This window comes from Gilliamella sp. B2772, from assembly GCF_026536985.1.
GTDB lineage: Bacteria > Pseudomonadota > Gammaproteobacteria > Enterobacterales > Orbaceae > Gilliamella > Gilliamella apicola_E.
In genome coordinates, this window is record NZ_JAFNNB010000001.1 from 628,406 (window position 1) to 643,825 (window position 15,420).

At 34.2% G+C, this 15,420-nt stretch carries 12 protein-coding genes; 3 read left to right on the plus strand and 9 right to left on the minus strand.

The window, feature by feature from the left end; all coding sequences use genetic code 11:
• Positions 1–378: 378 nt before the first annotated feature.
• The 5 genes from truC to uvrA all read right to left on the minus strand — a co-directional run bounded on the left by truC (position 379) and on the right by uvrA (position 6,240).
• Positions 379–1,089, minus strand: a complete 711-nt coding sequence (gene truC / locus J3T98_RS03015; RefSeq protein WP_267353189.1) for a tRNA pseudouridine(65) synthase TruC — start codon at positions 1,087–1,089, stop codon at positions 379–381.
• A gap of 16 nt (positions 1,090–1,105) precedes the next feature.
• Entirely contained in the window at positions 1,106–1,927 is an 822-nt protein-coding gene (locus tag J3T98_RS03020; protein WP_267353188.1) for a pyridoxal phosphatase, read from the minus strand.
• A gap of 73 nt (positions 1,928–2,000) precedes the next feature.
• Positions 2,001–2,606 (minus strand): recombination mediator RecR, encoded by a 606-nt coding sequence (recR, locus tag J3T98_RS03025; RefSeq protein WP_267356605.1) that lies wholly within the window; start codon positions 2,604–2,606, stop codon positions 2,001–2,003.
• A gap of 156 nt (positions 2,607–2,762) precedes the next feature.
• Positions 2,763–3,362 (minus strand): glycerol-3-phosphate 1-O-acyltransferase PlsY, encoded by a 600-nt coding sequence (gene plsY / locus J3T98_RS03030; RefSeq protein ID WP_141673967.1) that lies wholly within the window; start codon positions 3,360–3,362, stop codon positions 2,763–2,765.
• Positions 3,363–3,405: 43 nt separating this feature from the next.
• The gene (uvrA, locus tag J3T98_RS03035) at positions 3,406–6,240 is read right to left on the minus strand and encodes an excinuclease ABC subunit UvrA (protein ID WP_416380615.1); all 2,835 of its coding nucleotides are present in this window, start codon (positions 6,238–6,240) and stop codon (positions 3,406–3,408) included.
• Between the two features lie 315 nt (positions 6,241–6,555).
• Between uvrA and J3T98_RS03040 the strand changes: the two genes are divergently transcribed.
• Positions 6,556–7,293 (plus strand): cyclase family protein, encoded by a 738-nt coding sequence (locus tag J3T98_RS03040; protein ID WP_267362123.1) that lies wholly within the window; start codon positions 6,556–6,558, stop codon positions 7,291–7,293.
• 87 nt (positions 7,294–7,380) lie between these two features.
• Here the strand turns inward: J3T98_RS03040 and J3T98_RS03045 are convergent, their stop codons facing one another.
• The 3 genes from J3T98_RS03045 to guaA form a co-directional block, all read right to left on the minus strand.
• Entirely contained in the window at positions 7,381–8,319 is a 939-nt protein-coding gene (locus J3T98_RS03045) for a sugar kinase (RefSeq protein ID WP_065563538.1), read from the minus strand.
• Between the two features lie 27 nt (positions 8,320–8,346).
• Positions 8,347–8,817, minus strand: a complete 471-nt coding sequence (locus J3T98_RS03050; protein WP_065734038.1) for a YhcH/YjgK/YiaL family protein — start codon at positions 8,815–8,817, stop codon at positions 8,347–8,349.
• 297 nt (positions 8,818–9,114) lie between these two features.
• Positions 9,115–10,698 carry a glutamine-hydrolyzing GMP synthase gene (guaA, locus tag J3T98_RS03055; protein ID WP_065563541.1) on the minus strand — a complete coding sequence of 528 codons (1,584 nt, stop codon included), beginning with the start codon at positions 10,696–10,698 and terminating at the stop codon, positions 9,115–9,117.
• A gap of 327 nt (positions 10,699–11,025) precedes the next feature.
• Here guaA and J3T98_RS03060 point away from each other — a divergent pair, with 327 nt between their 5' ends.
• Positions 11,026–11,457, plus strand: coding sequence for a hypothetical protein (locus tag J3T98_RS03060; RefSeq protein ID WP_267362124.1), 432 nt, complete (start codon positions 11,026–11,028; stop codon positions 11,455–11,457).
• 3 nt (positions 11,458–11,460) lie between these two features.
• Positions 11,461–11,925 carry a MarR family winged helix-turn-helix transcriptional regulator gene (locus J3T98_RS03065; RefSeq protein ID WP_267362125.1) on the plus strand — a complete coding sequence of 155 codons (465 nt, stop codon included), beginning with the start codon at positions 11,461–11,463 and terminating at the stop codon, positions 11,923–11,925.
• Between the two features lie 315 nt (positions 11,926–12,240).
• On the opposite strand, the gene J3T98_RS03070 is transcribed toward J3T98_RS03065, so the two are convergent.
• Positions 12,241–15,414: an autotransporter outer membrane beta-barrel domain-containing protein gene (locus J3T98_RS03070; RefSeq protein WP_267362126.1), complete on the minus strand. Its 3,174-nt coding sequence runs from the start codon at positions 15,412–15,414 to the stop codon at positions 12,241–12,243.
• Positions 15,415–15,420 lie beyond the last annotated feature (6 nt).

The following is a 15,420-nucleotide window of genomic DNA, read 5'->3' on the forward strand; positions in this document are numbered from 1 at the left end:
GTGCTGAAAAACTTTAAAATGAGCTTTCTACTTTTTCCACTATTCAACTAAATCTAATTGATCTGAGTATAATTTTCGAAAGCAAAAGAAAATCAATTATCACCACTTATCAAAAGATGTCAGATGTATTTCCATGCTGAAGTGAAATTGAATTTATATTCAATAATGAAGAAAAATTTTAAAAAACTGATGATTATAACGCTATGAATCCATTACTATATTTGATTAAATTCTTAATCTAATGCTTTTAATTATTTTGTTTTAAAGTATTTAATTGAGACAAAGAATATAACCATCATTAATATTGCCATGTTATGTTTATCATGCTGAATGACAAAAACTATTAATAATGTTAGGAGACATTTGCCCCAAATAGACTTATTTAAAATTTTGTAATATCGTTAACCAATCATCACTTAATTTTGCATGAATAGTGATAGGGGTAGATGTAATGGGATGAATCATTTTAACAGTACTAGCATGTAACATCAGGCGCTTAATATCAAAATATTGACTAAAAGCTCGATTTTGATGAAGATCACCATGTTTACTATCACCTATGATAGGGTGAAAAATATGTTTAAGATGACGACGTAATTGGTGCTTTCTTCCTGTTTGTGGCTTTAATTCAACAAAGCTATATCTTGCCGTTTTATATTTACCCACTTCAATAGGCAACTCTATTTTACTCAAACCTTTATAAAAAGTTATAGCATCTTGGGCCGGCTTATCTTTACGAGTAAACTTATCAGCGATTTTATCCAACTCTTCAACTAAGGGATAATCAATGATTGCTTCATCATCAACATAACCACGTACAATAGCATGGTAAACTTTTTCTATTTGTTTGGATGCAAATTGTTCAGACAATAATCTTGCAATCTCACTAGATAAAGCAAAAATTAATACACCTGATGTTGGTCGATCAAGACGATGGATGGGATAAACATGCTGTCCGATTTGATCGCGCAACGTTTGCATGACAACGACAGTTTCATTTTTATCAAGCCAGCTTCGGTGCACTAACCACCCTTCTGGCTTGTTGATTGCGATTAAATCATTATCTTGATAAAGAACTTCAAAGACCATCTTAAAATTAATATTTCTAATTTAAAAATATTTTTTCAAGTTCAGCGGCAATACTTGGGCTGTTATTATCGCCAATTGAATAATTGGCTTTTTCTTTGACTTCTTTATCCGCATTACCCATTGCTATGCCTAATCCTGCTATGGATAACATACTGATATCATTGTAACTATCACCAAAAGCTACAATTTCACTTAATTTGATATTTTCATGTTCAGCCCAATGCTTTAATCCGTTTCCTTTAGTATTCCCTTTTACCGCTACATCAGCACGATTTGACCATGACCATTCACAAGAAAACTCACCGAGCGCATCAACCTCATTTGAAAATTGTTTTAATGCTGAAATATCATGACTACTGGTCGCAAATTTGAAAATCAAATTTGCTTGATCAATCAGTTTCTCGAAGTCATCAACTTTTTTAACTTCTGGTTGTAGAAATTCAGGTAAAGACTTCACCCATTGAAAGAAACCTTCTAAATGATCATCAAGAACTTCATAATTCATAAACTGATCAGTATAAATCATAGTATGAATACCATATTGGTTAACTAAATTTAACAATGTCTTTGCTTGTTGTTTAGTCATTGGTTTTGCAGCAAAGTTTTGCTGCTTTTCGAAATCGTATAAATAGGTCCCATTACAGCAAATCGCAGGTGTAGATAATTTTAGTTGGTAGTAATAAGGGTGAATAACGGTATGATGACGACCTGATACCAAAATGACTTTAATTCCTTTATCACTAATTCTTTGTATCATATCTACTGTTTCAGGAAGGATTAAACGATTACTACCAAGTAACGTTCCATCCATATCAAATGCGACTGCTTTATATTTCATAAGCTCTCTCTTCCTATTTTTTCTTAATACATATTAACCGTTAACAACCTAGTTGTTCATAAATCGCAAAAAGCTAAAAATCTATCTTTTGTCGACCAACAAAGGAATGTGACAATGTTGTACCATCAACCATTTCAAGCTCTCCACCCACTGGTACACCGTGCGCAATTCGAGTCGCAACGATATTAAATTCATTACACATCTGGGCGATATAATTGGCTGTAGCATCACCTTCAACCGTTGGATTGGTAGCTAAAATAACTTCACTAATTGATTCTGAACTTAACCTAATTTTTAAAAGGTCGAGACCAATATCACTCGGGCCAATACCATCAAGTGGTGACAGATGCCCCAGTAAAACGAAATAACGACCACTATACTGCCCTGTTTGCTCAATAGCAAAAATATCTGCTGGAGATTCAACCACACAGAGTTGATCGCTACTTTGTCGACGGACATTCGCGCAGATATTGCAGATCTCCTGTTCAGTAAAGGTTCGACATTGTTTGCAATGACCAATATTATTCATAGCCTCATTTAACTCTTCAGCCAAATGGAGACCTGCTTGGCGATTACGTTGTAATAGATGATAAGCCATTCGTTGTGCTGATTTTGGACCAACCCCAGGTAAGCAGCGAAGTGCGCTAATAAGTGATTCTAGTAACGGACTGATTTGCATGAATTAACCACATAATTAAAAGATGAATAATAATACCTTGTTTGAATTGTCTGTAAAACAAAAAATATTCTATTACTTTAATTTAAAAATAATTAATCTTTCATATATCACTAATAACGATTAGTAACTGAAAATTAAGCTTAGTTGTGTTTTAGATTATTTTTTACTGCGACGATAAAAGCTTTTGGGCTCTTCGCCTTTTAATAGGCGCATTATGTTGCTACTATGGCGAATAATGATTAAGCATGAAAGCATTGTAACAGGTAATGTCAATTCTGGTTTAAATAACCAAACATATAAAGGTGCAAAAAGAAAACCGACTATTGCCGCGACAGAAGAATAACCCGTTGTAATTAATGTAAAAAACCAAGTCAACAAAAAACAACCTGTAAAATCAAGTCCAATCGGCGCCATCATTCCTAACGCAGTTGCAACACCTTTTCCACCACGAAAATGAAAAAAGCATGGAAAAATGTGTCCAAGACAAGCCGAAATACCAATAATACCCAAAAAGAAAGGTGATATTCCAAGTCGATAAGCAATATAGACCGGAATAGCACCTTTTAACATATCAAAGATTAATACAAAAACAGCAGGTAATCGCCCATTAATCCTTAATACATTTGTCGCACCGGGGTTATGAGAACCATATAAAGAAGGATTATGTAACTTCATCAAATGGCAAATTATCATAGCACCTGAAAGTGAACCACAGAGATAAGCAATAATGATCATTAGTATAATCTGTAATGACAAAATCCTTCTCCTATGGTTAACTTTATTTATATAACAATACTTACTACTTTTGTTTTTCCAGTAATGGTTTTAAGTATTTACCAGTATAAGATTTTTTCGATTTAGCAACGTCTTCTGGTGTTCCTTCGGCGATGATTTCTCCACCGCCACTACCGCCTTCTGGACCTAAATCGACAATCCAATCGGCAGTTTTGACAACATCTAAATTATGTTCGATAACTACAATAGTATTGCCTTTATCTCTCAATGAGTGTAGTTGAGCAAGCAATTGTTTTACATCCGCAAAATGTAAGCCCGTAGTTGGTTCATCTAGGATATAAAGTGTGCTACCAGTATCTCGCTTAGATAACTCTTTTGCAAGTTTTACTCGTTGCGCTTCACCTCCAGATAATGTTGTTGCTGATTGACCAATGGTAATATAAGCAAGACCAACATCAATTAAAGTCTGTAATTTGCGTGAAATCATCGGTACCGCGTCAAAAAATTCTCGACCTTCTTCAACAGTCATGTTGAGGATTTCATTAATCGACTTACCTTTGTATTTGATTTCTAATGTTTCTCGATTATATCGTGCGCCATGACACTGATCACAAGGTACATAGATATCAGGTAAAAAATGCATTTCAACTTTAATTAAACCATCACCTTGGCAAGCTTCACAACGTCCACCTTTAACATTAAAGCTAAAACGTCCAGGATTATAGCCTCTTGCCCTTGCTTCTGGTACCCCTGCATAAAGCTCACGAATTGATGTAAAAAAGCCAGTATAAGTTGCTGGATTAGATCGTGGTGTCCGTCCTATCGGGCTCTGATCTATCGCAATAACTTTATCAAAAAAGTTTAATCCTTTAATTGATTTGAATGGTGCAATTTCGGTTTTTTCAGCGCCATTTAATTCGTTTTGAGCTAATGGATATAAGGTGTCATTGATTAATGTTGATTTACCTGATCCAGAGACGCCAGTAATACAAGTAAATAGCCCTACAGGAATGTTTAATGTGACATCTTTAAGATTATTTCCTGTCGCGCCAATCAATGATAACATTTTTTTCTTATCAACTTTATGACGTTTAGCTGGGATCTCAATTTTCTCTTTTCCAGAAAGATATTTACCAGTCAAAGAGTTCTTACTTGCCATAATCTGTTTTGGCGTACCTTGAGCAACAACTTCACCACCATGGACACCAGCGCCTGGTCCAATATCAATCACATAATCAGCAGCCATTATCGCTTCTTCATCATGTTCAACAACAATGACGGTATTACCTAAATCGCGTAAGTGAGTTAATGTATCAATCAAGCGACTATTATCTCGCTGGTGCAAACCAATGGATGGTTCATCGAGAACATACATAACACCGACAAGCCCCGCACCAATCTGACTAGCCAGTCGAATTCGTTGTGCTTCCCCACCGGATAAGGTTTCAGCCGAACGTGACAGGGTTAAATAATTCAAACCAACATTAATTAAAAATTGCAGACGATCATTAATTTCTTTTAAAATCTTTTCGGCTATCTGCGCTCGTTGTCCAGTTAAATTAAGCTTATCAAAAAAATCTTTGGCTTGTTGTGTGCTTAAATCACTAATTGTTGGTAAATTAGTATCATTAATAAACACATGACGCGCAGTTCTACATAATCGTGAACCGCCACAACACGGACAAGGACGATTACTGATATATTTAGCTAACTCTTCACGTATAGTTTGTGAATCAGTTTCTTTATAACGACGACTAAGATTATTGATGATCCCTTCAAAAGGGTGATTACGTTTAACGACATCACCACGATCATTGGTATAAACGAACTGTATTTCTTCATCACCAGAACCATTTAATAAAATATCTTTTACTTTGTCAGATAATTTTTCATATGGCTTATCGATATCAAATTTATAATGGTTTGCTAGCGATTTTAACATTTGAAAATAGTAGAAATTACGTCTATCCCATCCTTTGATCGCTCCGGCAGCTAAAGAAACTTCAGGCATTTGAACAATACGCTTTGGATCAAAATATTGTTGTACACCTAAACCGTCACATTCCGGACATGCACCAGCAGGATTATTGAATGAGAATAATCGCGGCTCAAGTTCTGGAATGCTATAACCACATATAGGACAAGCAAAATTGGCAGAAAATAGATGCTCTTCTGCTTTCGGATCATCTAAATTCGCGACTTTGACAATACCATTAGTTATGGAAAGCACTGTTTCGATTGATTCGGCTAAACGTAATTTCAAATCATCCCGAATTCGGAAACGGTCAACAACGACTTCAATTGTGTGTTTTTTCTGAAGCTCAAGTATTGGTGGATCTGAAAGGTCATAAACATCACCATCAACTCGAACTCGAATATAACCACTTGCTGCAAGTTGTTCAAATAATTTAACGAACTCACCTTTACGCTCAGTAACAACCGGCGCAAGCAACATATAGCGGTTTTCAGATGGCAGAGCCATAATACTATCAACCATTTGCGACACAGTTTGCGCAGCTAAGGGTAAATTATGATTTGGACAGAGTGGCTCACCGATTCGAGCAAATAAAAGTCGCAAATAGTCATAAATCTCAGTGATTGTTCCCACTGTTGAGCGAGGATTATGCGATGTTGATTTTTGCTCAATCGAAATGGCAGGAGATAATCCTTCAATATGATCGACGTCAGGCTTTTCCATTAGTGATAAAAATTGACGAGCATAAGCTGATAATGACTCAACATATCGCCTTTGGCCTTCAGCATATAAGGTATCAAATGCTAATGATGATTTACCAGAGCCGGAAAGACCGGTGATAACAACCAATTTATCTCTTGGTATAACTACATTTATATTTTTTAAATTGTGTGTTCTTGCACCACGAATATCGATATCTTTAATTGACATAGATCTCTTCTTATGTGTGTTTTTAGATAAATAAAATTAACTGTATATTATACCAGTATCAAGTAATTAAATATACAACTATATAGCTCAATAGGGTCTATTAGCAGAAATTCAATAATATAAGCCAAAATTGTCAATTAAATAGCACAAATTAAGCATTTTTACCCCTCAAAAACCCCGTTCCTCAACTTTTTTTCAAAATAGATTAGAACTAAAAGTTATATTTCTATAACTCTAAATTATTGGTTTCTTGAATTTAATCATCTTACAATAAATCATTGATACACTTTTTTGATATAAGGAATAATTTTGAATAGCGACGTTTTACAAGCATTAAATTTATTAAAATCGAAAAAATGGATAGATTTGACTCATGCATTTGATCACAATTCGCCCCATTTTTTTATGTTTAAACCGGCTGAAATAAAAACACTATTTGACCACAGTGATGGCTTTTTAGCGCAAAACTTTAGTTTTGCTGGTCAATATGGTACTCATTTAGATGCGCCAATTCATTTTGTTCCTAATACTCGTTATTTGCATGAACTTGAATTACAGGAATTAGCATTACCTCTAATCGTAATTGACCAATCTATACGAGCAAAAGAAGATCCCAATTTTTCTTTTTCTAAAGATGACGTATTAGCTTTTGAAAAGCAACATGGGCAAATTGAAGCGGGTAGTTTTGTTGCACTGAGAACAGACTGGAGTAAGAAATGGCCATCACAATCTGCAATGGAAAATAAAGATGAGGATGGAAACAATCAAATTCCTGGCTGGGGACTTGATGCATTAAAATTTTTATTTGAAGAACGAAAGATTAAAGCGATTGGCCACGAAACTTTTGATACCGATTCAGCGAAAGCATTTCGAGAAAATAATGCACTAAAAGGCGAATACTATGTTTTAGAGCAAGATACTTATCAAGTAGAATTAATGACAAATTTAGATCAATTGCCAACCAAAGGCGCGGTTATCTTTAATATTGTAGCCAAACCAAATAACGCTTCGGGTTTTCCAGTACGCTCTTTTGCAATACTACCGTAATCTATTTTGCCTAAAAATCGATATTAAATATTTTTAGAGCCAAATTATTCTGGTATAAAAAACGGTCATTACTGACCGTTTTATTTACTAACCTTCAATTAGTTTTGGCGTAGCATCCAAAGGAATAATAGCACCTCGATACTGAATCACGGTACCGGCAACTAGGTGACCTTGGCTTGCTGATTGTGAAGGATTTTTACCACTTAAACGTGCAGCTAAATAACCCGCACTAAATGAATCTCCAGCTGCCGTGGTATCAATAACATCTTCTTTAGCGATTTTATTTGCTGGAACGTCAAAACGCCCTTCCACAGAATCAATAATACAACTATCGCTACCACGTTTAATGACCACTTCAGAAACACCAAACTTTTTAGTTCGTTCAATTACTTGTTCGTACGGTAACTTGCCCCATAATAAGTCTTCATCATCTAAAGTTAAAAACGCAATATCAGTAAATGATAAAATATCAGAATAGACACTTCGAGCTAAATCCAAGCTACTCCATAAACGTGGTCTAAAGTTATTATCAAAAATCACTTTACCACCATTGGCTTTAACTTGTTTTAATAGATCTAATAATTTGATAATACTTTCCGCATCTAAAATTGCAATACTGATACCACTTAGATAGACATAATCGTATTTAGCAATTTGCTCAGCAATTTTTGCTGTTTCAGCTGTTTTTAACCAAAATTTAGCAGCTGCATCATTACGCCAATAATAGAAAGAACGCTCACCCTGTTCATCAGTCACAATAGAATAAAGTCCTGGCATTTTATCAGACATTCTTTGTACCAAATCAGTTGAAATATGCTCTTTTTGCCAGCTATCAAGCATCTCTTGACTGAAAGGATCAGTTCCTAAACCAGTCACATAATGAATCGAAAAATCTTTATTTTTTAATAAACGAGATAAATAAACCGACGTGTTAAGAGTATCTCCCCCAAAGCTACGGGTTGTTGAATCTTGTTTTATTGAAAGTTCAATCATACATTCGCCAATAACAGCGATTTTTGTTGTCATAGTGCTACCTAAAATCCTTACTTCTATTTATAAATAATCTAATGCGATTTTTACCACAACTTTACGAACCGTTGCAATCTTATTATCGACAGCACAAAGCGGTTTATGTACTTCATTAGGTAAAAATACAATAAAATCGTCTTTCTGTAATACTAACATAGTTTCTTCGTTAGGTGTTTTGATAAAAGCGATATCATTTTCAGCTATTTTATCTTCTAATACTTGTGTATGAGGAGGTAGAGTGGAAACAGCCATTCCTTCTTGACCATCTAAAACAATCTGCACATCAATATACTTTTTATGGTACTCAGGGTTTGCTTCATGAATATATCTTAATGAATTGTCAGAAACCATAAAAAACATATTATCGCTGTCAATATCATAACGACCAGCTGGTGTATTGCTATTAACGTTGTCTTTTACATATTCAATTGATTGTTTAATCTTGGTAGGCAAATAAGGAATTAAATCCAAATGATTAACATTACCTAAAATCATACTTAACGGTCCTTAATTTCTCAAATGAGGTAATAACTTAAATTAGCTTTATCCGCTTTTATCAATAGCGAAGAAACCTATATAAAAAGAAGTATATACTTAAGTTAGTCTTTTTTGTAGATCATTTAGCAATAAGTTTTTAAAGGTTTTTATATTTTAATTAAAATGCTATTTCACACTGAGTGTTTAAGTTTATCCCCTAAACCTTCAAAATCCATCATTCCAAGATAGAAATGATATAAAAAAGCCTTGATAAACAAGGCTTAAGATAAAAAGATTATATGGTATTTGTTGCAATCATTCCCACTCAATAGTTGCAGGCGGTTTTCCACTTATATCATATACAACTCGTGATATTCCATTGACTTCGTTGATAATACGATTTGATACTCGCCCTAAGAATTCGTAAGGTAAATGTGCCCAGTGAGCGGTCATGAAGTCGATAGTTTCAACAGCACGTAATGAGACAACCCAATCATACTTACGTCCGTCTCCCATTACTCCAACTGAACGTACTGGTAAGAATACGGTAAATGCTTGACTGACTTTGTGGTATAGGTCAGCTTTATAAAGTTCTTCGATAAAAATAGCATCGGCTTGACGCAGTAAATCACAATACTCTTTTTTCACTTCACCGAGAACACGCACTCCTAAACCTGGACCTGGGAATGGATGACGGTAAAGCATATCGTAAGGTAAACCGAGTTCTAAACCAACTTTACGTACTTCATCTTTGAATAATTCTCTTAATGGTTCTACTAGCCCCATTTTCATATCTTCAGGTAAACCACCAACATTATGATGTGATTTGATCACGTGGGCTTTACCTGTATCAGCAGCAGCAGATTCAATGACATCTGGATAGATAGTACCTTGAGCAAGCCATTTGACATCTTTTAATTTTGCCGCCTCTTCATCAAAAACAGCGACAAATTCACGACCAATAATTTTACGTTTAGCTTCAGGATCTGCCTCTCCCTTCAGAGCAGCCATAAAGCGATCTTCGGCATTAATTGCGATAATATTTAACCCAAATTTATCACCAAACATATCCATGACTTGCTTTGCTTCATTTAAACGTAATAAGCCATGATCAACAAATACGCAAGTTAACTGGTCACCAATGGCTTGATGTAATAATAATGCAGTAACCGAAGAATCAACACCACCTGATAAACCTAATAATACTTTATCTTTACCGACTTTTTCTTTTATACGAGCAATTGCATCAGTAATAATTGAAGACGGTGTCCATAGCTTTTCACACTGACAAATATCAATAACAAAACGCGTTAATAACTCTAATCCTTTAACCGTATGCGTGACCTCTGGATGAAACTGTACGCCATAAAACTGTTTTTCATCGTTGGCCATAATGGCGAATGGACAAGTTTCTGTTTGCCCAATTAAGGTAAATGTGTCAGGTAATGAAGTAACTTTATCACCATGACTCATCCATACATCAAGTTGCTCTATACCAGCATCATTGGTGCTATCTAAAATACCGTCTGTTAATTTTGATTTTGCAACAATATCAACTTTAGCATAACCAAACTCTCGTTGATTAGAAGCTGTAACTTGTCCCCCCTTACCTACTTGAATTGCCATAGTTTGCATACCATAGCAGATACCTAACACGGGCACGCCAGCATTAAACACATATTCTGGTGCACGAGGGCTATTTTGGTCAGTAGTACTTTCAGGGCCACCAGATAGAATGATACCTTTAGGGTTAAATTGTTTGATTTTTTCTTCCGACACATCCCATGGCCAAAGTTCACAATAAACACCTATTTCACGAACCCGTCGAGCAATTAATTGGGTAACTTGCGAACCAAAATCAAGAATTAAAATACGTTGCTGGTGGATGTCATTTTTCATCAAATTTATTCCTAAACTATGGACTAATACAAAATCAAGGCGCTATTGTATCATTTACCGATTAAATTGAACGGATTAAATGAAAAACAATTGTAAATATTTTACATTAATATATTTTAAATCGGTTAAACATTTAATCTTGTTAATTTTATTAGATAATTAATTATATTAAAGAATCAAATATCTGACTATATAATACTTATTTATTCATTACGTTAGTTGAGGAATTTTGAATAATCCCACAATTTTAATCTATGCAAAAAATTTTCTTTACTTATTTAATAAGTATACTTATAATAAGTTTACTTATTAAATAGAGGAAAAATAATGAACACAATTTCAATCTCTTTCGTATTACCAACAAAGGCAAAACCATCTAAAATTTGGCAATACTATACCGATCTTAATTTAAGAAAATTATGGGAAACTGATCTTGAAGACTTTCGTATCTTTGGTGGCTTGAAAACAGGCACTAAAGGTATTTTTAAATTACAAAATATACCAGAAATGGAAGTGACTTTATCAAAAATCATTGATGAGCAAGAATTTACTGAACAATTTGATATGCCTGAAATAGGTTTATTATTTTTCTCCCATCAAATTGTTGAAATTTCAGAAAATCAATATGCTTTGAAATCAGAGATTTCATTAAAACCAGATACAAAAATGGACACTAAAGCATCCTATGATTTTATAAAACAGATTTCTGATGATATTATTGATAAAACTTACAAATTAAATGGCTTAGTTGAAGGATAAATTATGGCAAAGGGCGATAAGTTTTTGACACAATTTCAAAATGATTCTCAATCCATTGGTTTTATTTTTATGAAAACTTATTCGTCCTGGCATACAAATATCAAAAGTTGTTTGAAAAAACAGTCTATCACTCATCCTCAATTTATCGTACTTGCAACACTTGCTTATTTATCACAATACAACGATGAAATAACACAAGTAACTCTATCCAATCGAACAAATATCGATGTGATGACAATCTCACAAATTTTAGAGAATTTAGAGAAAAAAGATTATATTGAGCGCCACTGTTCAAACAAAGATAGTCGAGCAAAATCCATTCAACTGACACAAAAAGGATTTGATAAAGCAAATGAAACTGTACCTTTAGTTGAACAAATTGATAAAGAGTTTTTTTCAACATTAAAGGATGATAAAAAACTATTTATGTCAATGTTATTAACACTATTAGAAAGTCAAGGTGAATAAAGTAATTATCCTTTATCATATTTATTCAAGTTTAAAACATCAAATGGCTTTAATTCATCTAAAAATCAATTTGTTAAGTATTAATAAATGAGTTCTATTTAACTAAAATTTCATTGTAAAATGATTCATTGGGTTAAATATATTCCAATCTTAAAAATATCACTTTTGCCAGTCGCAATAAGTTTTACGCGATGAACATTAAGCTATATTATTTTATTTAACTTGATTATTAGTTACTTTTTTATAAAAAAGTCTATACGTAATGCATGACTAGCCATTACGTATAGAACAAAGAAATAAACTTATAATTCTAAATTACCATTTATGTTCTATTCCAATATTTCCTTTATAGCCTTGATGCTTGGTACTTCCAAAATCATGTTCATAACGAGCATCACCATAAAGAAAATTATCTTTGCCTAATTCCGTTTTTATACCAACCCCCAATTCTCCCCAAGTAGTTGCATAATTTTCACGTAAACTATCTTTACCTATTGTGACATGAGTTGGCTTAATAAAGTCATGCCAAACATTACCAATTGCATAAATCGACATAATTTGTCGATCTGCTGCTTGATTATTATAGTCTACTCGTACACCAATTCTGCCACGCAATTGATCCTGATTATGCTGATCGACTTGACGATATTTATCTTTAAAACTATCCAAATTAAGATATTGATAAACAAGTTGAGCTTGAGGTTCGATTAGCCATTGGCTTGAATCAATTTGACTAAAGTTGAAGGCATGTCCGGCTTCTGCTGAAACAGCTATACCAAACCCATTTTGATGGATAGAACGGGCTTCTTTTCGTGCATCATATTTATTGCGGATTGAAGAGAACTGTCCAACTAAATCTAAATAACTGTTATTAGCAGAAAAATAGGTATTAGTTAACCCAAGGCTAAATGCTTCCGAAGTACCTTTTCCGTTTTTTTTGTTATGAGAAATTAAACCATTAACCGCTCGATATTTATCGGAAAAATCAGTATTAGCTTTAGTATATGAAAGATAAGCACCTGTATAATTGTGGCTTCTATCTTCGAATAAATTGTTTACCAGATCATGGCCAAGTTGTAATCCATAAACGTCAGTTTCTAAATTCAACCGTTTTTTTCCGTCTGATTTAAGATGTTTGCCTAATACTCTTCCCCAAGTTTCACTTAAATGTTCTTTGCAAGTACTACAATTAGCTAAGTTAAAGTTAGCATATTCGCCTCTACGTTCATGCAAAGTACCAATACTTAATAATCCTTGTTCTTGGTTTACTCGTGGCATTGATACATAACCAGAAACGGCATTTGAATAGATCACCTTCTTAGGTGGCTTGACTGGTCCAACTGGGCCAACGGGTTCATCTGGATTACTTGCCTTCATAGTCCAATAGTATTCATCACCATTAGTTGTTTGACGTTTTGCCAATTGAACTTCTGTTGCACCTGTCGTTTGAGCCTCACCAGTAAAATTGCTTTCTGAGCTTGAAGTTCCGACATCAATAACAGGAATACTATTCAATATTGCAGCAACTTGCTTTATGTTACCATCAATGAAATTTTCAGTTCCATTTGCATTAACAGGAATAACTTTAGTAACACCACTTGCAGCTCCAGTAATTTTTAGTAAGTCTGATTGTGAAGTATTATTATTCCATAACGTATTCATCTTAACTATTGCATTATTTGATGCCGAGTAATTACCTTGAATAGTTAAACTATCATTATATTTTCCATGGGAATGATTATCTAAACTGATAATACCACCATCACTAATAACATTACCTTGTAAAATAAACTCATTTGCGCCCGCATCATCAAATGCAGCATTAAGTAATGCACCATTTGATAAAGTTAAATTATCAAATAAAGCAGTTTTACTGGTATCATTTGCTTTCAAATTCCAAGTAAAACCATTATTTAAGTTTAAGTTGAGTGTAGGAGTTTTATTGGTATCTAAAATTTCACCCTCTTCAGTTTTAACCAAACCTTTATAAACCAGCCCAGTCATACTTCCCTTGTCAGAAGCATTAAAGGTAACTGATGACGCTTGATAATCATCATGACTTTGTTCTGTTCCAGTTTGATCATAGGTATTTGAAAAGAACTGATAACCAGATGCGGTATAATTTCCACTCACGTTAAGAATATAACCCGCATCATTTGCTGTTAGATCAGTTTTATCACCGGTAAAAGATAATACTGTATCGACTTGACCTTGATCGACAAAAATTAAATCTTTGCGACCAACAGAACCACTGATAACCGGGTCAGCACTTGTACCATTCGTAGTAAATATTGCATTTTTAAAGCTTGCACTTACACCATGTGATGCAGCCTGTTCAAATACACCACTTGAATTAGCATCATCATGAGTCCCGATTTCAAGTGCATAACCATTTGTTTTGATGATTGTTGAACTATCGTCATAATCTGCTTTTAATAAAGAATTGCGAACCATCTTAATACCAGAACCATTTAAAGCATTTGTTGTATCAATATTAAGTTCACCATGAGATTCTAAAATACCAGCACCTTCACCTGTATTACGCGTCTTTCCTAATTTGACACCCACACTATCCCAGTTCAATGATGAACTATCGCTACCTTTATTCAACACTATGCTATTTTTAGCGCCTTTTAAAATCACTATTGGTGTTAATTGACCATCAGCACCAGTATCATTCGCTCCACCATGATTGGTTGCATTACCCGATACATAAATACCGATGGCACGATTACCAGTCAAAGTCATATCCAAATCATCATTAACAATAACTCGCCCTGCAGAACCTTGACCATTATTGTCATATGCTCCTTGAATAGCACGAATACCATTATTTAATATTGGAGAGGTTTTACCACCTGACGTTGTTTGGTTGATCGTCAGTTTATCAACTGTAACTGTGCTATATTTACCATTATAGGCGTTTCTCTCACCGGCATTTGCAGCTGAACCCGTTAATATCCCATAAGCAGCCACACCACCACTAGAGTTACGACCACGTGTATAGTTATCAGTTATATTTAATACAACATCTTTAGCAGTAATATCGACATTGTGATAAGTCGTAAGCCCCATCACATTACCATCATTCTTTATAGTAAAATTTAAATTGCCCGCTTTAATTGAGCCACCAGAAACACCATAAGTATATTGGTTACCTAATCCAGTATAATCGGCACTGACATTTGCAGTAAGGGTCGTATCACCAACATTAAGTTGTTCATGTAATTTACTCCTAGTTAAAATATAAAAACTAGCATTGCCACTTTGCGTTGCAGTAGCAGCATTAATGTTATTACAACTAGGATCATTTTGGCCTACTAAATAAGATCCATCAGAATTTGCTATACAATCCAATGCTAACGAAAAAGTTGAAGCTGATAAAATTGAAACAGTTATCACTACTTTACTAACACGTCGTGCCAATTCAGAACAAACTATGCTAGTACCAGTTAGAAAATTAAATTTTGTTTGGTATATTTGATTCATAATTCT

Bases quoted from the DNA above. Each gene is read 5' to 3' on its own strand.
- truC (WP_267353189.1), bottom strand. From the start codon at position 1,089: ATGGTCTTTGAAGTTCTTTATCAAGATAATGATTTAATCGCAATCAAC.
- J3T98_RS03020 (WP_267353188.1), bottom strand. From the start codon at position 1,927: ATGAAATATAAAGCAGTCGCATTTGATATGGATGGAACGTTACTTGGT.
- recR (WP_267356605.1), bottom strand. From the start codon at position 2,606: ATGCAAATCAGTCCGTTACTAGAATCACTTATTAGCGCACTTCGCTGC.
- J3T98_RS03045 (WP_065563538.1), bottom strand. From the start codon at position 8,319: ATGACAACAAAAATCGCTGTTATTGGCGAATGTATGATTGAACTTTCA.
- J3T98_RS03050 (WP_065734038.1), bottom strand. From the start codon at position 8,817: ATGATTTTAGGTAATGTTAATCATTTGGATTTAATTCCTTATTTGCCT.
- guaA (WP_065563541.1), bottom strand. From the start codon at position 10,698: ATGAAAAATGACATCCACCAGCAACGTATTTTAATTCTTGATTTTGGT.
- J3T98_RS03060 (WP_267362124.1), top strand. From the start codon at position 11,026: ATGAACACAATTTCAATCTCTTTCGTATTACCAACAAAGGCAAAACCA.
- J3T98_RS03065 (WP_267362125.1), top strand. From the start codon at position 11,461: ATGGCAAAGGGCGATAAGTTTTTGACACAATTTCAAAATGATTCTCAA.
- J3T98_RS03070 (WP_267362126.1), bottom strand. From the start codon at position 15,414: ATGAATCAAATATACCAAACAAAATTTAATTTTCTAACTGGTACTAGC.